18 protein-coding genes and 1 riboswitch are annotated in these 19304 nt (G+C 53.7%); of the genes, 9 read left to right on the top strand and 9 right to left on the bottom strand.

What is annotated here, in order from left to right; all coding sequences use genetic code 11:
• Positions 1-14: 14 nt before the first annotated feature.
• Positions 15-1013: a zinc-dependent alcohol dehydrogenase family protein gene (locus tag FD25_RS02385; RefSeq protein WP_057800990.1), complete on the bottom strand. Its 999-nt coding sequence runs from the start codon at positions 1011-1013 to the stop codon at positions 15-17.
• A 388-nt stretch (positions 1014-1401) separates the two neighbouring features.
• Positions 1402-1502: riboswitch (guanidine-I (ykkC/yxkD leader) on the top strand.
• Positions 1503-1557: 55 nt separating this feature from the next.
• On the opposite strand from FD25_RS02385, the gene FD25_RS02390 reads away from it, so the two are divergent.
• The 3 genes from FD25_RS02390 to FD25_RS02400 all read left to right on the top strand — a co-directional run bounded on the left by FD25_RS02390 (position 1558) and on the right by FD25_RS02400 (position 3923).
• Positions 1558-1881, top strand: coding sequence for a DMT family transporter (locus tag FD25_RS02390; RefSeq protein ID WP_057800991.1), 324 nt, complete (start codon positions 1558-1560; stop codon positions 1879-1881).
• Complete coding sequence (locus tag FD25_RS02395; protein WP_057800992.1) at positions 1881-2195, top strand: DMT family transporter; 315 nt, start codon at positions 1881-1883, stop codon at positions 2193-2195. Before FD25_RS02390 ends, FD25_RS02395 begins: the two co-directional genes overlap by 1 nt.
• A 105-nt stretch (positions 2196-2300) precedes the next feature.
• Complete coding sequence (locus FD25_RS02400) at positions 2301-3923, top strand: polysaccharide biosynthesis protein (RefSeq protein ID WP_057800993.1); 1623 nt, start codon at positions 2301-2303, stop codon at positions 3921-3923.
• 60 nt (positions 3924-3983) lie between these two features.
• On the opposite strand, the gene FD25_RS02405 is transcribed toward FD25_RS02400, so the two are convergent.
• The 7 genes from FD25_RS02405 to FD25_RS02435 all read right to left on the bottom strand — a co-directional run bounded on the left by FD25_RS02405 (position 3984) and on the right by FD25_RS02435 (position 13029).
• On the bottom strand, positions 3984-4820 hold the full coding sequence (locus FD25_RS02405; RefSeq protein ID WP_057800994.1) for a histidine phosphatase family protein: 837 nt from the start codon (positions 4818-4820) through the stop codon (positions 3984-3986).
• A gap of 516 nt (positions 4821-5336) precedes the next feature.
• Positions 5337-6158, bottom strand: coding sequence for a Cof-type HAD-IIB family hydrolase (locus FD25_RS02410; protein WP_057800995.1), 822 nt, complete (start codon positions 6156-6158; stop codon positions 5337-5339).
• Positions 6159-6344: 186 nt separating this feature from the next.
• Positions 6345-8567 (bottom strand): glycoside hydrolase family 65 protein, encoded by a 2223-nt coding sequence (locus FD25_RS02415; protein WP_057800996.1) that lies wholly within the window; start codon positions 8565-8567, stop codon positions 6345-6347.
• A gap of 81 nt (positions 8568-8648) precedes the next feature.
• Complete coding sequence (locus FD25_RS02420; protein WP_057800997.1) at positions 8649-9707, bottom strand: alpha/beta hydrolase fold domain-containing protein; 1059 nt, start codon at positions 9705-9707, stop codon at positions 8649-8651.
• A gap of 20 nt (positions 9708-9727) precedes the next feature.
• Positions 9728-10591 (bottom strand): alpha/beta hydrolase, encoded by an 864-nt coding sequence (locus FD25_RS02425; protein WP_057800998.1) that lies wholly within the window; start codon positions 10589-10591, stop codon positions 9728-9730.
• Between the two features lie 6 nt (positions 10592-10597).
• Positions 10598-12115, bottom strand: a complete 1518-nt coding sequence (locus tag FD25_RS02430; protein ID WP_083484057.1) for an MFS transporter — start codon at positions 12113-12115, stop codon at positions 10598-10600.
• Positions 12116-12573: 458 nt separating this feature from the next.
• Complete coding sequence (locus tag FD25_RS02435) at positions 12574-13029, bottom strand: nucleoside 2-deoxyribosyltransferase (RefSeq protein WP_225428531.1); 456 nt, start codon at positions 13027-13029, stop codon at positions 12574-12576.
• A gap of 183 nt (positions 13030-13212) precedes the next feature.
• Here FD25_RS02435 and FD25_RS02440 point away from each other — a divergent pair, with 183 nt between their 5' ends.
• From FD25_RS02440 to FD25_RS02455, 4 genes are all read left to right on the top strand, one after another.
• A complete protein-coding gene (locus FD25_RS02440) occupies positions 13213-13665 on the top strand; it encodes an NUDIX hydrolase (RefSeq protein ID WP_057800999.1) in 453 nt (150 codons plus the stop codon).
• A gap of 290 nt (positions 13666-13955) precedes the next feature.
• Positions 13956-15005 carry a TcaA second domain-containing protein gene (locus FD25_RS02445; protein WP_057801000.1) on the top strand — a complete coding sequence of 350 codons (1050 nt, stop codon included), beginning with the start codon at positions 13956-13958 and terminating at the stop codon, positions 15003-15005.
• A 19-nt stretch (positions 15006-15024) separates the two neighbouring features.
• Complete coding sequence (locus FD25_RS02450; RefSeq protein WP_057801001.1) at positions 15025-15465, top strand: zinc ribbon domain-containing protein; 441 nt, start codon at positions 15025-15027, stop codon at positions 15463-15465.
• Positions 15466-15483: 18 nt separating this feature from the next.
• Positions 15484-16971: a zinc ribbon domain-containing protein gene (locus FD25_RS02455; RefSeq protein ID WP_057801002.1), complete on the top strand. Its 1488-nt coding sequence runs from the start codon at positions 15484-15486 to the stop codon at positions 16969-16971.
• Positions 16972-17095: 124 nt separating this feature from the next.
• Here the strand turns inward: FD25_RS02455 and FD25_RS02460 are convergent, their stop codons facing one another.
• Positions 17096-17599, bottom strand: a complete 504-nt coding sequence (locus FD25_RS02460; RefSeq protein ID WP_057801003.1) for a GNAT family N-acetyltransferase — start codon at positions 17597-17599, stop codon at positions 17096-17098.
• A 141-nt stretch (positions 17600-17740) separates the two neighbouring features.
• Here FD25_RS02460 and FD25_RS02465 point away from each other — a divergent pair, with 141 nt between their 5' ends.
• Positions 17741-18274 (top strand): GNAT family N-acetyltransferase, encoded by a 534-nt coding sequence (locus FD25_RS02465; RefSeq protein WP_057801004.1) that lies wholly within the window; start codon positions 17741-17743, stop codon positions 18272-18274.
• A gap of 332 nt (positions 18275-18606) precedes the next feature.
• Positions 18607-19272: an EAL domain-containing protein gene (locus tag FD25_RS02470; protein ID WP_057801005.1), complete on the top strand. Its 666-nt coding sequence runs from the start codon at positions 18607-18609 to the stop codon at positions 19270-19272.
• Positions 19273-19304: the final 32 nt, after the last annotated feature.

The following is a 19304-nucleotide window of genomic DNA, read 5'->3' on the forward strand; positions in this document are numbered from 1 at the left end:
TTAAACCCTTCTTCTTATTGCACTTTGACGACGGCCTTGCTGACACCACTGACTTGGCCGTTCAGCACGTCTTCGACTTGTTCGAGACCGACTTCGTGACTGATCAACGACTCGACGTCCAATTGGCCACTAGCCAGTAACGCCAGGGAGTCTTTAAAGGCGTACGGGTTGATGAAGGCGCCCTGAATGGTCAGTTGTTTTTGGTAAACTTCATAGGTGTTCATCGAGAAGGTCTGGTCCGGCTTACCGACCCCAAACATCAGGACTTGGGCGCCCTTCTTGGTCGCTTCAACGGCTTGTTCTTGGGTCTGCGGTAACCCCACGGCCTCGATGACCACGTCGTAATCGGCGGGTAACGTGTCGCGCGTAGTGTTAAACGTCCGCGTCACACTGAATTTATCGTGATTAAAAGCCAATTTCTGGTCGTTCCGGCCGGCCAGGTCGACTTGGTGCACACCGTAAGCCTGCAAGAGTTGGGCGAAGATTTGGCCCATGAACCCGTCCCCGATGACCAACGCCTTCTGGTACGGCGTCAGCTTCAAAAGTTTCAACCCGTGGACCGCACAGGAGATGGGTTCGGTGGTCGCTGCCGCCTTCAACGACACGTTATCCGGCACCCGGTAGACCACGGACGCCGGGGCCGTAAAGCTTTGTTCCAAGCCCCCGTTACGGGTGACGCCGACCGCGGACAGGTGGTCACAGAGTTCCGGCCGATCGGTCAGACAATACTCGCACTGCCCGCAGTAAATATTGGGATCGACCGTGACCCGGTCGCCCACTTTCACGTTGGTAACGGCCGCACCAATTGCGGCAACCGTCCCCGAATTTTCGTGGCCCAAGACAATCGGCGGCACGGCGTCGGCAGATCCCGGTAGCCCGGCGTAGAGCGCCCGGTCCGTCCCACAAATTCCGGCGTAGGCGGTGTTGACTAAGACCTCGTTGGCCGCCACGGTTGGGGTGGGCAGCTCTTGTAACGCTAATTGTTTTTTTCCGGTTAAGACTAAAGCCTTCATTTTAAACAAACTCCTTTTAAACTGCTTGATTTTTAGGAAGTGCTGCGCAACCGGTTGCAACTTAGCCTAAACGAGTTCCCGGGTACATTTAAGGTTGTAAGGCCCTTATCGTTACCCACCACACAAACTCGACTAATGCACCCAATCCACGGCTGGAAACATTTCGTTGAATCGAGATTAGTATAGCATCGCTATCTTTGATTTATAGGGCGTTTATTGGGTTTATATTTTCTGAAAACGATTCATAGCCCCGAGTTTTTCGCAATGTAATCGATTGTAAAAATTAGTGATTTTAATCACATTAAATCGTTAATTTCCGAAAAATGAAAACCTCTGACTTGCCCCTTTCACCATTTCGTGCTAAGCTAACGGGACTTAATTAATCGCATAATTGGCTTTCTAGGGTTCCGCGGCGCCGCCGGTCTGGTCCGAGAGAAGGCCCCGCAGCAACCTATTTGCGGCACACGGAAGGGAAAAAGCCTGGGAGATTTTGTCATCACGACAAAATTTCCCGGGCTTTTTTGGCGATTTAGGAGGATTTAGAATGAAACATTGGTTACGCGTCGGCCTCGGCGCGCTCTTCGAGGTCAGCTGGGTCATCGGGTTTAAACACGCCACCACCCTATGGGAATGGGGCCTCACCGCCCTTGCCGTCTATCTAAGTTTTTACTTCTTGATCACGGCCAGTCGGCACATCCCGGCCGGAACGGCCTACGCCGTGTTCGTCGGCTTAGGCACTTTAGGAACCAGCGCCGTGGGGATGCTGCTCTTCGGCGAACCCTTTAGCTGGGTCAAATTAGGATTGATTGGGTTGTTGATTCTGGGCATCGGTGGCTTACAGACCGTTACGACGGGCGGTGAGTCCTAATGGCGTGGATCTGGTTAATCTTGGCGGGTCTCAGCGAGATGCTGGGTGTCACCTTCATGAATTGGGCCCTTAAGCGTCACCGTTGGTTCTTATGGGTTGCCATGGTCGTGGCCTTTAGTGCCAGCTTCGGCGGCCTCGAACTGGCCTTACGAACCCTGCCGATGGGGACGGCCTACGCGATTTGGACCGGGATCGGTGCGGCCGGCGGTGTGCTGACCGGCATGCTATTTTTCGGTGAATCTCGCGATTGGCGCAAGTTGCTGTGGGTCGCCGTGATTCTGAGTGCGACCATCGGCCTGAAGTTGGTTGCCTAACCCCGGGTGATTGCCCCTTTTCTTTTAGTGGCCAGACGCTTAAAATGAAACAACGAGTGCCGATTTACGGCCACTAAATTTAAACTAGAGAGTAGTAAAACTTTAATGAATAAAAAAATTCTATCAGGAACCTTTTGGCTGTCCTTCGGGAGCATCATCTCGCGAGTCCTGGGGATCGTGTACCTGATTCCTTGGTTGTACATGATTGGCTCGCCCAGTCACCAGACCGCCGCTCAGGCCCTGTTCAACACGGCCTACACGCCCTACGCGCTGTTCATTTCCTTAGGGACGGCCGGCTTTCCGTCCGCCGTGGCGCGGCGGGTCGCCTACTTCAACGGGAAATCCGAACCCCGCAACGCCAAACGCGTGGGCCAAATTGGTTTCGTGGTGATGCTCGCTTCGGGGATCCTCTGCGGAATTCTTCTGTGGGTCTTAGCCCCGACCATCGCGCGAACTAGTCCCGTCAGTTCGGCCTCGAGTGCCATTCTGACGCTGCGGAGTCTGGTGCCAGCCATCGTTTTGATTCCATCGATGAGCGTCTTGCGCGGTTGGTTTCAGGGGAATTCCGACTTAAAACCGTACGGGGTCTCGCAGCTCTGGGAACAGTTCATCCGGGTCATCGCCATTCTGGTCGGGACCTACGTGATCATCGAAGTACTGGGCCGCGACTACAAAGAAGCCGTGGTCTTCAGTACCTTCGCCGCCTTCGTGGGGGCCGTCGCCAGCTACCTGTATCTGTTACGGCGGTTACACGGCTCCGGCGCCCCGGCCGACATTGTCGGGTCCGACCGGCAATCATCGACCCGCGACCTGTTCAGCATGATTCGGACCATCGTGTACGAATCGATTCCGTTCATCCTGGTGGGCTCGGCCATCTCGATTTGCCAATTGGTCGATCAGTTGTTTTTCAAACAAATCATGCAAGGCCTGTTGCACCACTCAGCCGACGCCACGCAGTACGCCTACACGATTTTCTCGGCCAACCCAAACAAGATCACCACGGTGGTCGTGTCGCTGGCCATGGCAATCTCAGAAACCTCGTTACCGTTGATCTCCAGTAAAATCGCCCACGTGCAGGACAACATGACGGGAATTCAACGCGACATCGAATCTAACCTGAACCTGTTGACCTTCTTCCTGCTGCCGGCCGTCATTATGATTTGCGCGTTGTCCTACCCGATCTACGGCATCTTCTTTAACTTCGACGTGCTGGGCGGTCACTACCTGAGCTTCAACGTCCTGCAAAGCCTACTGTTGGGAATGGGCGTCAACATCTTGACCGTGATGCAGGCCCTGCGGATGAGTAAAAAAGCGTCCTGGTTGCTACTGATTGGACTATTGGTCAAGTTGGTGCTCCAGTTTCCGTTGGTCTACTTCTTCCAGGGACTCGGGGCCATTCTGGCAACCAGCATCGCCTTTGCGGTCATCTTCTTCAGCGGGTTGCACGTGGTGTGCAAGTACTACGGCGTCAACCTCCGCAGCCTGGGCCAGATCATCTTGGTCAACCTGGGGTTAGTGGTGGCCGTGCTGGTCATTGGCTTAGTTTTACACGTCATCTTCCCGATGACCAACTTACACAGCAAGTTCATCGCGCTACTCTTCTGTGCGGTCTTTGGGCTGATTTACCTGGCCATCTACCTGTTACTGGCTAACCAGTCCGGCTTGTCGCAACGCTTATTCCAACGCAAGCTGGCGTACAAGTATTTCCGGTATAAGCATTTTGAATAACACAAAACCCGCTCACCGCGGCAGCTAGCCGGTGAGCGGGTTTTCTTTAATCTAAAGGACTTATTTGGCTAACTTAGCACCCTTGTCCACGTAGTACAGTGACCCAATCGGTCCAGAAACGGCTAACTTGCCGTTCTTGTAAGTTAACTTCGTCACTGAAGCGTTCTTCAACGGCGCTCCAGTGTATTTCTTGGCCATGGTTGCCAGGTATTCGTTGATCGACATGCCTGAGCTGACCACTAAGACGTTGCCGCCACCCTTTTTCTGGGTGTTCTTGGCGATGGTCTTCAATTCCTTAGCCATCCGGGATTGAACTTGCTTCGAACTTTCGGCCCGGTCGGCTTTAACCAGCGTGGTCTTTTGACTGTTTTGCTTGTCTAAGGTGTAGTAAGCATCCTGGAGTTTAGTCCAGTAGCTGGCCCCCTGCTTCGCCATCATTTCGTCACCGCTCTTGTAGCCGTAAACCCCGGCGATCAGAGCGTTATCGGTGGCAATGCTGTCCCCTTCAAAACTCCCGTAGCCGCCTTCACGCAGGTACTTGGAAATGTTGACCTTGACCTTGGCGTTACCGGAGTACTTCAGGGCGTGCTTAGCCGTGACCTCTTGGCGCGTCAGATTCCCAGCGTAGGCGGCCTTAAAGGTCTTGCCCTTCAGCCCGCGGCCGAGATTGTTGGCAACGGCTAACCCGTTACTGGTCAGTGGGAAATCACTCCAGCCTTGAACCCGGCCCATCACGTTCCCCGTGGTTTCACCGTGCCGAGTCAGGTAAATCGTGACCGGCTTAGTAGTGGTCTTTTTCTTGGCTTGTGCGGTAGTGGACCCGCCGGCCAAGGCCATGGCGCCCGTTGCAATGGCAACGACGCCTAACGTCATTTTGAGTTGTTTAGCAAACTTCATGGAAACGTCCTCCTAAAATATGTAAATCGATTTAGCTGCCGTACACGCACCATCTCAAGGTCGGCGGCTTTTGCCGTTATTAAGTTGTATGCGCTTACAGATATAGAATACCGCAGCGGGTTAACCTTGTCAATCCTTAATTTTGGACGAGCTAACCAGGCACCAAAATAGGGAAAACCCGCATTGGACTCTCCCTAAATATTAACAGTTTTACAAAATTACTCTTTCACGGAAAAATTAGAGTATGTCTTAAAACTTAATCACCGGTTTAAATATTCATCTATTACCCTTTGTTGAAAAAATTCGGTTTAGTTGTTGCTATAACTCATATAAGCTGGAGGACCAGTCAGAAATGGGCTCAGGAGTGAAATTTGTGTTGGCTGGCGTCTCTTGCCAGCCTAGACAAAGGTCGGACTTCAAGACCTGACCTGTGGGCTTGAAGCCGTGCCCACTCCGTTCCAGCCCGTTTCTGACTGGCCCGGAGGCGCTGAATCCTCTAAGTTAGTCTTTTAGACTCTAGTCTAAAATGAACCGGTGCAGGGCCTCGGCCACCCCACACTCGTAATCGTTTTTGGTCACGTATTTAGCGACCGCCTTGACCGCCGGCACCCCGTTGGCTACCACCACGGGCAGGCCCACGGTCTTGAGCATCGCCAAATCGTTGACGTTATCGCCCAAGCCCATCACGTTTTCGATGGGAATGTTTAACTTACGGCACAGTGCCAACGTGGCCTGGCCCTTGTCCACTCCGAGGTGGTTGACCTCGACGTAGATACCCGACGACAACGAACAGTTGATCTGGTGGTCGAAGGTCGTTTCGATCTTCTGGCGCAAGGCTTCCTGGACTTGGGCGTCCGGATGCATGGCGATCACCTTCATGATTTTCATGGTCTTGAACTGCGCAAAATCCGCCCGGTCGCTTAATTCGTGGAAGGTGACGCCCCGCGTCTGCAAGTAGGCGCGATCATCGGCGCGGGGCCGGTAGATGTAGAGTTGATCCAGCGTGTAAATGTGCACGTCGGCATCCGGCACACTGGCTAAGACGTCGAAGGTCCGTAAAGCTTCAGCATACGGCATTTCGTTAGTTAAGACGACCTGGTTCCCGCGGTTTTCAATCACGGCGGCCCCGTTGTAAGACACCACGTATTGATCCGGTTGATCGGCCAAGCCGAGCGTTTGTAACAACGGTTGAATCGAGGTAAAGCTCCGCCCGGTGTTCGGCACGAAGATGACCCCTTGAGCCGCCGCAGCCTTGATGGCCGCAACGTTCGCGGCGGACACGGTCCCATCCGCCCGTAAGAGCGTCTCGTCCAAGTCACTGGTTACCATTTGAATCATGTCAGCACTTCCTTAAGCGTTTTCATCCAGTATGCCACACTTTGAAAGCTACGCCAAACGCTGCAATCAAAAAGACAATCCACACTGCTTCGAGCGGGATTGTCTTTGCTTACTTTAATGACTCGGCATGATTGCCATTACTGACCGGATTAGTCCGGAAGCGCTGAATCCACCAAAAATTAGACACTAATCGTCAGTCACCGCTACGGCCGTCTCGTGGTCCAACGTCTGCAATTGGCCGTTAACGTTCAGTTGCAACATCGGTCCATCCAGCAATTGAACCTTGGTGGTCTGGGCACTCAACGCCACCTCCAACAGACTTTCGCCAATGCGAATCCGGTAAGTTAATTGGTTGAGTTCTTTTGGTAAATGGTTACTGATAAACGGCACCCCGTCCTTAAGATAAAAACCGGAGAACCCGGCAATCAAGGCGAGCCAGCTGCCCCCCAGATTAGCCAGATGCAACCCATCGGCCGTGTTCTTTTGCAGGTCGACCAGGTCCATCCGCGCGGTATCCATGAAGTAGCGGTAAGCCTTTTCGGGTTCACCCATCCGGGCCGCTAAGATACTGAAGATTGACCGGGACAACGATGAATCATGGGTCGTTACCCCTTCGTAATACTGGTACTCGCGCTTTAGTTGCGCTAACGTCAGATCGGCCGGGAACAGATAATCGGCCAGGAGGGTATCGGCCTGCTTAGCCACCTGATAGCGATAAATCGTTAAGGGGTGGTAGTGCAGCAATAACGGCATGTGCTCCGGCGTCATCCGGTCACTCGGCCAGCGGGGCTTACTCAAGAAGCTATCGTCTTGGGCGTTGATCTGTTGGTCGCTACTATAGGGTAAATAGACGCTGTCGGCCAAATGTTTGTACTGCGCCAAGTCTGCCGGCTTAACCCCGTAAGCCGCCAACCGGTTAGGATCACGTTCCGCGAGTTTACGGGCCAGATAACCCACCAATTCAAAGTTGTGTTTCGCCATCCGGTTGGTGTAATAGTTATTGTTGACCAAGGCCGTGTATTCGTCGGGACCGGTCACGGTTAGAAATTCGAAACGTTGCTGGCCGTCCACCTGGTGCCAGGCGCCGAAGTCCGCCCAGAACTTCGCGGTTTCCAGGATAATTTCAAAACCACATTGTTCGATAAAGTCTAAATCACCGGTCGTTTCGTAGTATTTCCCCACCGCGTAGGCGATGTCGGCGTCGATGTGGTACTGCGCCGTTCCGGCCGGGAAGAAGGCCGAAGCCTCTTCCCCGTTGATGGTCCGCCAAGCGTACAAGGCGCCGTGCTCAACTCCCAGTTGGCGCGCCCGTTGTTTGGCCTGCGGGAGGATCTGGTAACGGTACAGCAGTAATTGCCGCGCAATTTGGGGATTCGTGTAAATAAAGTACGGTAACATGTACATTTCCGTATCCCAGAAATAGTGTCCCTCGTAGCCGGAGCCACTCAGGCCCTTAGCCGCAATGGCCGTTCGTCCGTCTCGACCGGCCGCCTGGTTCAACTGGAACAAGTTATAGTGAATAGCAAGATCCAGTTCGGCGTGCCCGTCGACCGTCACTTCGCTTTGGGCCCACACCTTTTCCCAGTAGCTCTGACTGTCCACCTCTAAGGTCTTAAAGGTGTGATCCATGGTCGGAATGATCGGATCAATCGTGTTATTGGCACTCACGTTCCCCACGTAGGCTTGATAGGACAACGTATGCGGCTGATTATCGCCCAGATCGACGCGGTACTTCAACAGGGTCCCCCGTTGCGGGGCCGTCATCCCCAGATACATGGTCACGGCCTGACCCGAACGCTTCGTCTTAATCTGGTACCGTTGTAAATCCGGCGCCGGAAAATCGGTTTTACAATCGGGGATTCCCGCCATACGCGTCTTCCGTGGATCGGCGGACGCAATGTCTTCGGCTTCGGCCGGTACCGCAATTGATTTGCTGACGACCAGAGCACCGTTATAGCTATCCGCGGCAAGCGTGTAGCTGATGCCCCAATAATTAGCCTGCGTTTGTCCCATCACGGACTTGACCGTTAATTGGATGGTCTCGCCTTGTTGTGAAGAAACCTGATACTGTTCGGTCAACGTCCCGGTCCGTAAATCCAGATTTACCGCCGTTCGTTGACTGGTGGTAAACGGGTGACCACTCACGGTGGTGATCGTGAGGTGCCGTAAATCGGGTAGGTTTAAAATGGTCTGACTCTGTTTGGCATAGCCCACGGCGCCTTCGCCGTAAGAGATTGGTGCGACTTCATAAAAGCCGTTGATCAACGTCCCGGCGATCGGATTGCCACTGATTGGATCGTTCGCCCGGACGCCAAAGTGCCCGTTTCCTAGCGAAAAGACCGTTTCTAAATATTCTGGCTTGTCCGTCGCCACATCGTTTAACGTTAAATGATAATCGTGTAAGGTCAACGTTATTCCCCCCCAAAGGTAAAGTCTAGTCATCCTGGTTCAAATTTCAAAGACCCTCATCGGTCCCAGCGGGCTTAAAGCTTAAACAAACCGAGCCGCCATCTCTAACGCATCTTGCACGGCCGGAATGTTTCCCGTAAAGTTTAGAAACGCGTGACTCAAGCCCCCGTAACGAACATAGTTCACGTCGCCGTTTGCCAATCCTAGCTGGTTGACCATGGCCTCATCTTGCAGCCGAAACGGATCAAATTCCCCTACCAAGATACTGGTGCGCTTAAACAACTGTGGGTCCGCCAACAGCGGCGATAATAACGGCGCCGTCAGGTTTAAATCCTGGCCATTCAGATAGTAGCGGGTCATCACCGTGTCTAACTGTTTAAACAATTGATAGAACCGGTGGAGGGCCGGCCGCTGGGTGGGGACAATCTCAATTCGCCGATCGTCCCATAACTCCCCGGCGTGGTCCGACCCTTGAATCAACGTAGGATAAAAGAGCAGGTGGCTTTCAATGGGGCCAATGCCCATCGACTGGCATAACTGACTAACGCCAAGTGCAATCGCGGCCCCCGCCGAATCACCGCTGACCGATAACTGCCGGTACTGCGGTTTCAAGGCTGCCGCCACGGCCAAACCATCTAAGATTCCCGCCGGATAAGGCTGTTCCGGCGCCAAGGCGTAGTCGACGTTGTAAACGACACAGCGGGTTTGTTCCGCGAGATACCGCAGGGCCATCGTGACGTCTTCGGGCGTCCCACCATAGTAGGCGCCCCCGTGAAAGTAGAGAATAGCGTGTTCGGCGTCTAATTGATCCGCTCTGGCAATCCGAACCACCCGCACCCGCCGATTCATGGCGACGATTTGTCGCATGGTCACCTTCGTGGCGTGCGTGGTTAAGTCGACTTGGCCTGAGGTTTCGGTCCCTTGGCGAAGACTAACCAAGTCGTCATTCAACTGTGGATTCTCCGGTAACCCCGCCACGGTTTTCCAGATCAAAGGCTCGTAAGTGTGCTGGTCGTGTCCCGTCCGGTCCTTGAGCCAGGTAGTTACCCCGTTAGCGGTCTGCGTCGCGGCAAGGCTTTGGAGGCGTTTTAATTCACCGGCATAGCCCACCGAACGGGCCGTCGTTGTTTCATTCAACATGTGCTCATCTCCCCCATCCCTTATTGATCGTGCCAAAACGCGGTTAAGTGCCAGCGCCGTTTTAACCAAGCCAGCATTTCCGGAAACCATTCCGCCACGTCCGGTTGCACGTAGGCGTCCCCAAACTGGGGATCCTGTGGCTTAAAGCTTTGGGGAAACGCGGTCATGGCTTGCGCCAACCCCAGTCCGTGGGGGCCGTGATCGTACAGTCGTGACTGAACCGGGACCCCCGCTCGGTTCAGTGCTTGGACGTAGGTTAACGTGTTGGTCACGGGGACCAATTCGTCGGTCTGGGTGGCCCAGATAAAAGTTGGTGGGTTTTGCCCCGTCACCAACTGATCCGCTTCGTGTGCCGGCCAGCCCTGCGTTAATTTCTGCCAGGTTTTCTGGTCAGTAGGCCAACCTAACCGTAACCCAATCACCGGATAGGCCAATACCAGGGCGTTAACTCGTAGATCGTGACTAGCACAACTCAGCTGATAGGCAATATCATCTCCGGCCCACAGTCCCGCATACACGGCCGCGAGGTACCCTCCGGCTGAAAATCCGTTCAAGACGAACCGGTCCGGGGCAACCTGATAATCTGCCGCGTGGTGCCGGAAGTGCTGAACCACGGTGCCAATCTGCCACAACGCGGTGGGCAAGACGGGCGGGGTGCTTAACAGCCGATAGTCCACCACCACTGCCGAGAAGCCTTGAGCCAAGTAGGCCAACGCAATGGGTTCCGTTTCGCGTTGGGAGTAAAATTCAAAGCCCCCACCCGGTAAGATGATGGCTAACGGTCGGGTTTGCGCCGTCTGAAAGTCTGCGATATCGTCCGGCTGATACAACGTGATCCTAACGGCATTCGAGCCTTGTCCTAAGGTCTGTTTCGTGATTTTCATCGTGGCTCACTCCCCCGCTTCGAGATCGTTGTTATCGTCGTCATCCTTCGTCTTAGCCGCACCGGTCGTTTCCGATTCCGTCGCGTCCGTCTCGTCGGTCGCGACCGACACCGGCGTCTGGGGGGCACTCGGTTTAACCGCCTCAGTAGGTACCGAATCGGTCGCCTTAATCTTCGCGGCGGCGTCCCGGGCTGTCGCGGCCACCTTGTTTTCGTCCAGGTTATAGAAATGCAGGATCCCCACGATGGCCAACGCGATAATCACTGGTAACCAGATAAAACTAAAGGTAATGGCGGTCACTGCTCGGGCCCCTTGCACCTTAAGATCGGCGTTAAAGCCCCCCCAGGATAAGATCCAACCGGCTAACGCGCCGCCGAGACCCATACCTAACTTCGCCCCCACCATGGGAACGGAGGACAGAATACCGGGTTCATCAATGTGCATTTCGGTCCGGGAGTATTCAACGGTATCGGCAATCATCACGAAGGAGATCGACCAGGCCGAGCCCATGGCAATCGTCGCCACGATCATCCCCGCAAACAAGGCCACGACCCCTAACGGCATGATGGCTTCCCCAATCGCAAAGGTAATCAACGACACAATCATCACGTTACGATGTTTCATGAATTTACTAATAAACGGCACGGCTAGATTCCCAATAACCGCCATGATAATCAACCCGTTAAAGGCCCCAATCAAATCGGTCCGCCGGTACACGTAGGTCAGGTAATACACGGCCGTTTGCATTCGCACGACCCAGAAGGTCTGCAACATAATGAACCCGATACTTAGAATCACCCACGGCGTGTTCTTAGCAGCGCCCCGTAAGGATTCTTTGACGGTCAGGTGCCCCTTGAGCTTGGTCCCCTCTGCCGCCGCTTCCTCGGCGGGTAGGTTGTCGTTTTCTTCCAAATTCCAGAAGGCCAGGAAGAACAGTGCCATAATTACCAACCCAATGATGACGGCCCAGATGGACCACCCCATTTCGGCGTTGCCACCCCCTAATTTAGCCACCATTGGTAACGAAATGGCCCCGATGACAGCGGTTCCAATATTAGTCATCACCATCCGCGCACTGGCCAGATTGGTTCGTTCATCCGGATCGCTAGTCAAGGCTGGCAAAATGGCGGTAATTGGCGTGTTCGCCCCAGAATAGACTAAACTAAACAGCGTATAAACCAATGAGATCCACGCTAATTGGAAGAACCGGCTGCCCCCAAAACCGGGATTAAAGAACAGTAACATGGTCAGCAGGCCTAACGGCACCCCAAACCACAGAAAATAGGGTCGTGACTTGCCGTATTTCGAGTGCGTGTGGTCGATCAGATAACCGAAGAACAGGCCGTCAAAGGCATCGACGATCCGAACCACTAAGAACAGCGTCCCCACAAATGCGGGTGAAATCTTCAGTACCGTCGTGTAGTAGAACAAGAGGTACAATCCCACAATTTGCCAAATCAGATTTCCAGCCATATCGGTTGCCCCATAGGAAATCCGTTGCTTCCATAAATGCCAATTTTTCATAATGAAACCTCCCCCAAGAAGTTCAATGGCTCGTTTTATAAAATATCGTTTGTAATCGTTTTCATACTCCTATCATAGCCAGATTCACCCTTTTGTGTAATCCCTTTATTTGACTACCCACTTACCTTTTTCAACGTTGCCTCTAATTTAACCGATGATTGGTTGACTCGCAAACTTGTCACCCTTGAACCAACCTTAATGGTTAATGGCCGAACCAACTATTCCCCGTTATTCACCCCGCAAGACACCCGAAGTTCAGGCAGTTCGGGTATTGAATGAGCCAACCGTGTGATTACAAGTTGGTAACGTTAATAACCTGTCTAACTCGTTGAGTTCGTTCATCATCTTAGTAAATTGGTCTAACCTTTCTTAACTTTTAACAACCTCACGACAAAGGACGCCCCAAGAATTTTTCAATTCCCGGGACGTCCGTAAAGTTGACGTTTAAATTTTAAACCTTACCGAATTGCCCCGTGATAGGCAAACCGATCCGTCGTGGGATCTTGTAAAAAGATCCGCGCCTGGTCGCGATTCTGAAGGACGGCCACCGCCGACTTGGCCAGCATCACGTTGAAAGTCACCCCGTCCTTAAGCGTTTCGGCGTAGTAGGCGACCGGAATCTCACGACCAAAGGCCATCCCGGTCTCCCAGATGGTCCCGGTATCGTAGTCATCCACCACGGCCAAGACCAGTTGCGCCGCTTTCAGATGTTCCGTATTATCGGCGAAGACCGCGTCTCGATCGGCATCGGTCGCGTCCGGTGTCAAGTCGATGCCGTCCAGCCGCGGTGAATAGTAGCTGATCCGTAACTCGTCCATCAGGGATTCCAGTTGGGCCAGGCGTTCCGGCTCCCCGGCGTTGAACCAAGGACCAGCTAAATAAACTTGTGGGTGTTGCGTGTTAACTCGGGTCATAATGACACACTCTCCTTCTCTGGTTAAGTTGAGTGTAGCGAACTCGCTACCGCCTGACCAGCCCCAAAATTGGGGCATTGGAAGTTGACGGTGGCCAAACCGCGCTGGCGTGAGATGGCTTGGTTTTCCCCCAATTTCCGGGTAGACTAAGGATAACTTATAGGAAGAAAGTTGGGGACGTTTATGGCAAATTACATTCAAGAAATTCGCGCGTTGGTGGGCCACAAGCCCATCATTCTCAACGCGGCGGGCGGTATCCTGCTCAACGACCACCAGCAGGTCCTGTTAAACCTCCGCACGGACACGCACAACTGGAGCCTCCCCGGGGGCTACCTGGAATACGGCGAGACCTACGCTCAGGCCATGGTACGCGAATACAAGGAAGATAGTGGCATCGCTGTCAAAATCGTTCGGTCGCTAGGTGTCTTCGACAAGGGCGAGACCCGCTACCCCAACGGTGACGTGACTCAGGTGATCTGCCAACTCTATCAGGTCGCAGCCGTGGGCGGACACACCTTAGACCAGGCGACCGACGAGACCCTGGACCTAAAATACTTTGATTTCGACCAATTGCCCCCACTGCTCAACGATCAGACGGCCGAGATGTTGGCCGCCGCTAAGCAGCAGTTACTCTAAAGCTATCATCAGTATCGACGACCGCGTCTGTGGTCGCCGATTTTTTTGTATTGGCCGAAACGTTAGCGGCATCAACTACCTCCCCCAAAGACCATCATTTAGCGGATAAGCGAGTGCTGATGTCACAATTTGTCCCTCAAACTCACACATCCAACGTTTGGGGTTTAGCGTATAATGAAATCAGATTCCCGCCATTGATTATTGGGACTTCAACCCCTGAATCCAGTTGTCAATTGACTAGTAATACTATTCCATCAAAAAATTATGTGCCTTGATAAGGAGTGTCTTTCATGCAAACTTGCCCCCACTGCCACCAACCCGTGCGAGCCGATAGTCGCTACTGCGAACATTGCGGGTACGACTTACAGGCCCGCCGGCATGTGCAGTCAGCCCACCGCTCTCACCGGTCTCGCTGGTTCTCACGCATTCTTATTGGTCTCTTGGGACTCGCCTTACTGGTCGTTCTGGGGTTTGCGGGCGTCTTTTACCACCGTCAAGCGGGTCGGACCAAACAAATCACGACCATCACCGACACCATCACGGACGATCAACCCGCCGATTTTGCCCGCAGCCTAATCAGCGACGATCCCAGTCTGAAATTGACCAGCGACACGGTCCAACCCCTGTTGACTTACGTTCGCACGCACCCGAGTTACGTTAAAACCATGCGTCACGATCTGGTCACCAACGGCACCACCCGGGATCAAACGTTTAAGGTCGTCACCAGTGGCCACGCCTTCGGCATCTTTCCCCGCTATAAACTACGGGTCACCACCATGCATCCGCGGTTACAAACTAACGTGGCCGACGCCACGATCTTAGCTAACGGGGCGCCAGTCATCACGGCTAAAAATCGCCACTTCTCCTACACGGCCGGCCCGTTTTTCCCCGGCCACTACGTCTTTAAATTGACCGGCAGCCGGAACACCAAGCACACGGCCGTTAACCTGATCGCCCAAAACGACCGTCACCGTGATGTTGATCTGACCACCCAGACGGCAGCCACGACCACGACGGATTCAGCCACCACCGCTACGACGGCTTCTTCAACCACCACGCCCGCATCCAAGACGACCAGTTCTCACGAGCAAACGGGGCAAGACGCCGCCAGCTTTTCTGGCCGGGACGCGGACGCCATCGCCGCAGTCAACGATCAGTATAATTTCGATGATAGCGACGAGACCTACACGGTCCACGAAGCCCACCCCGATGTTCTCGAAGTTCGGGCCTATGATTGGGTCACCAACGACCCCGATGGCGTTTACCGTTACGATACGATTCACGACATCGTCAGCAGCTATAATCCTCAGACCGGGAAGTTCGAAACCCCGGACGATTAATCTAGAAAGGAAGTTTCACGTGAAACAAGTTACCCAACGAATCTGTCCGCAATGCGGGTACGCCAACGGAGCCACCGCCAATTTCTGTCTGCAGTGTGGGGCCGCCCTCACCGCCGCCAACGATTTCCAGGTCGTGCCCCACGGAACCGACCTGTCCTTTCCCGTAACTGGACTGGACCTGACCACCGCCGAACGCGCCCAACTGCGCCACCTGATTATCACCATGAGTCCCACCATCCCCACGGGTTATCAAAGTGCGGGGCCCATCTTCGTTGAAAGTGCCGTGGCCCCGCAAGCTAGCCAACTAGCGGCCTGGGAGAACCTGATCACGCATCTTTACGCTCTGTTATTGACCCGGCACTATCTGGGCGCCGTCCATCTCCAGATTCAACCGCAATCCGCCGATTCTAGTCAACTTTGTTTATACGGTGAGGCCCTCACCGCCGCACCCCACTCTTAATTTGGAGGTATCCCACTCATGTTTATGCACCAGACCCCTTACTTTTCCCCCGCGACCGACCAAGCGACCGGCCACCAAAGTCGCTTTTGCCCCCACTGTGGGCACCCCGTCTCGGCGACCGATGCCTTTTGTCAAAACTGTGGCTACAATTTAAAAACCGACCAAGCGGCCGCCGATCAGGTCACCCAGACCGCGGCCCCAAAGCCCAAAGCACCCACACCAGCACCGCAACCCCGCCGACCCCGCCGGCCGTGGACCAAGCGACGCAAGCTCCTCTGGGGACTGGGCGGTATCGTGGCGGTCGCCCTCATCGCCGGTATCGTATGGGGACAGCACTACTATTCTAAGGAGGCCACCCTTAACCGGGCCATTGCCGATATTCGCAGCGGCCGCCACCTTACCCGCGAATTGACCAGTAGCAGTGCCGACCTTAAATTAACCACGACCAACCTGATTCCCCTCAACCGCTACTACCGCGCTCACCAGCGAGCCCTCAACCAGTTGCAGGCTCAGCTGCTAAACAGTGGAAGCAGTCAGGACGGCAACTTCACCTACCGGGCGACCGGCCGTCACTGGTTACTCTTTCCCAAGTACCAGATCAGCGTCAGTCCGGTCTACCCGACCGTGACCACGAATCACCGGGGCACCGTCATTTCGCTCGACCATCAAACGGTAGCCACGGCGACCAGCAACGATTACCGCAAGAAGCTGACCGCCCTGGTCCCCGGGGAATATCACCTGCAGGCCAGTGGTAAGGTGGGAAGTCATCAGCTTACCAATAGTAGTGATTACCACATCACCCGTAATCAAGCCTACGACTTAGACTTGACCACCGTGAGTGTCACCGTCAACACCGCCAGTGGGTCCGATATCCTGCTGAACGGTAAGAAGATCGGGACGGCTGACGGCAACGGCACCTACGCCCTCAAAGACGAACCTTGGTCGGACAACCTGACGTTGAGTGCCCAGTACGTCTCGTCAGCCGGGACGGCGAAAACCAACACCGTAACGGTGGCGAAACATGACGATGGCACCACCGTTAACCTCGATTATCCCGACCTGATCGATAGTGGCACCGCCGACGACTTCTTCAGTGATCTGTTCACAGCGGTCCAGGGATTGGCCGATAACGGCGACATGGGCGACGCCACCGATGACGACGGCGACGCCATGAGCGATTTCTTCGAAAATGGTGACGCCAACGCCGATTTTGCCGAGCTCAAACAAATGGCCAAGGGCTACTATCACGACGACCACCTCGACGCCATCGGGATGGACACCGATGTCAAGGGTGTCGCGCCCGGTCCCAACGGCACGAGTCTGGTCACGTACACGGTCAAATACGACTTTGGGCTCTCCGACGAAGACTACGACCACATCCAGACCTTCCAGTACACCGCAACGGTGAAGGATTCCAGTAGCAACGACGATACCTCACAAATCAACCAAGTCGTCAAAATCTCGCCCGCCCAAAAGCTTAATGACTATCACGATGATGACGACTAATCCGGATGGCACTCGCCCCGGCAACTAAGTCCGTTTCCTGGTTTAACGATAACTAGCGGAACGCCACGCAAATTGGTGGCGTTCCGCTAGTTTTTTTAACCGCACTGAAATGAATTGTTTCCAATTAGTCCCCTTCCGGTACCGACTGGTGAAAACCCAGCACCCGGGTAGGAAAGGTCTGCTGGTTCGCCAAGTATTCGCCAGCTTGGACCAGCTGGCCGCCCTGCCGGGTGTAGAAGCGCAGCGCACCCGAATTAGTCGCCAGACAATCGACGGTCCAGGCCGACCATTCGGCGATTCGCGCTTGCCACAGCTGATACCCCACGCCCCGATGTTGTTGCGCGGGATCGACGTACAACCCGTAAACTTCCTGCGGGTACGGTGCTTCCAGATCCGCGTGACGTCGTTGGGGACCCCCAGCGATGAACCCAACGATCTCCCCGTTATCTTCGGCGACTAACACCCCATCCGTTTGATACCGTTGTTGCCACAAGTTTTGACGCTGGGCCAAACTGTGTTGGGCCACCACCGTTCGCGGTAACTTTCCCGCATAAGCGACCCGCCAGCTCGTCACGTGGATTCGCGCAATCTCAGCCACGTCGCGTGCCGTTGCTTCACGAATTTTCATCTGGATTCCCACCTTTCTTGTCGTGCCTAGTCTACCTGCTCCGGTGCCCCAAGAGAAGTGTTTAGTCTTAACTTTTTCGTCCCACGGTCGCGGTTCGTGGTATTCTAGTAACCAAATAGATTGTTTAGGGAGGTTTCATTTATGAGTTTAAAGTATATTAAGCGCGCCACCCACGAGCAGTTACCCGCCATCATGGCCATCATCGACAACGCCAAGGCCATGTTAAAGGCCGATGGCAGTCCCCAGTGGCAAGACGGTTATCCCGACGAAGCCACGCTCCGGCGCGACATTGCGGCCCAGAATTGTTGGGTCCTCATCGTCGACGGCCAGGTTGCCGGAACCGCTACTACCATCGTGGCCGACGATGCGAACTACCACGACATCACCGGTGGGCAGTGGGAAAACACGGTCGACCCCTACATGACGATTCACCGGATCGCAATTGGTCCCGATTTTGCGGGTCAGCATCTCAGCTCCCTCTTCCTCTCTAACCTGGTCAGTCAATACTACCAACAGGGCATTCGCAACTTCCGCATCGACACCCACGCCATGAACCAACGGATGCAGGGCTTAGCTAGTAGCTTTGGGTACCAACACCGTGGCAAGGTCTACGTGGACGAACCCGCCGAAAATCACGAAGATAACGCCCGCCTGGCCTACGAACTAAACCTTTAATCCCGACCAGTCGCTGAACGACGCTCCCCGAAATTCTGGGGAGCGTTTTTTTCCACTTCGTTAGTTCTGCCCGTCCTTAATCGTTTTTTCTAAATATGAATATGTATAACTGTATATTCATTTTATAAGAAAGTTTCACCCCAAAATGATGAACCGTTTTCATTTATCGGAATAATCGGAATTTCTTCTCCGAAAGCCTTTTCTTGACAAGAAAGCGTTACACATTTGCTGTATTGGTTAACGAATAATTCAACTATTTTACTGATTATGCGGTATAATGGTCGCGAATATTTGCACCGTTAACGTCAATTGTAAAGGGGATTTTAATGCATATGTATCGTTTCTTTGTCCAACCCCAAGTAAACGCCATGACCCAAAAGCTGATGGGTTACGAACCCCTACTGCGGTCGTATTGCCATGATTACTGGGAAACCCCCACTAATTTTGATAGCATTCCGATGGACCAACAAGTCTCACTGTCGTATCAAGAAATCGTCAACATCTTTCGGGATCACCGGGACAATCCAACGATTTCATTTAACCTTAACCGTAAGCAATTTACCGATAAACTGACGATTGGTAACCTGATTCACCTGACCAAGTCCGTCAAGGGACTAAATCTGGTGGTTGAACTTACCGAGGCGCCACGCTTAGAGGAACTTCAAAAATACGTGGCCATTTACCGGGCTTTTGGCATCAAGCTTAGTCTCGATGACGTCGGCACCGACAATCCCTGGGGTCAACGTACTCAAGAGATTATGCCGTTTATGGACACCATCAAGTTCGCCATGCAAAACTTCCGGCTCCAACACCGTCAAGATGAACTCATGGAAAGTTTAAAGACCTGGCGCAAGATTGCTGATCTTTACCAACTCGACTTTGTCTTGGAAGGCATCGAAGATAAGCAAGACGAATTACTGGCACAAGAATACAACGCCAAGATGGCTCAAGGTTACTACTACAGTAAACCCATTCCCTACACAGAAGAATTAGCCTAACGTTGACTCCCTGATCACCCAACCGGTATCAG

The organism is Levilactobacillus acidifarinae DSM 19394 = JCM 15949, from assembly GCF_001434835.1.
GTDB lineage: Bacteria > Bacillota > Bacilli > Lactobacillales > Lactobacillaceae > Levilactobacillus > Levilactobacillus acidifarinae.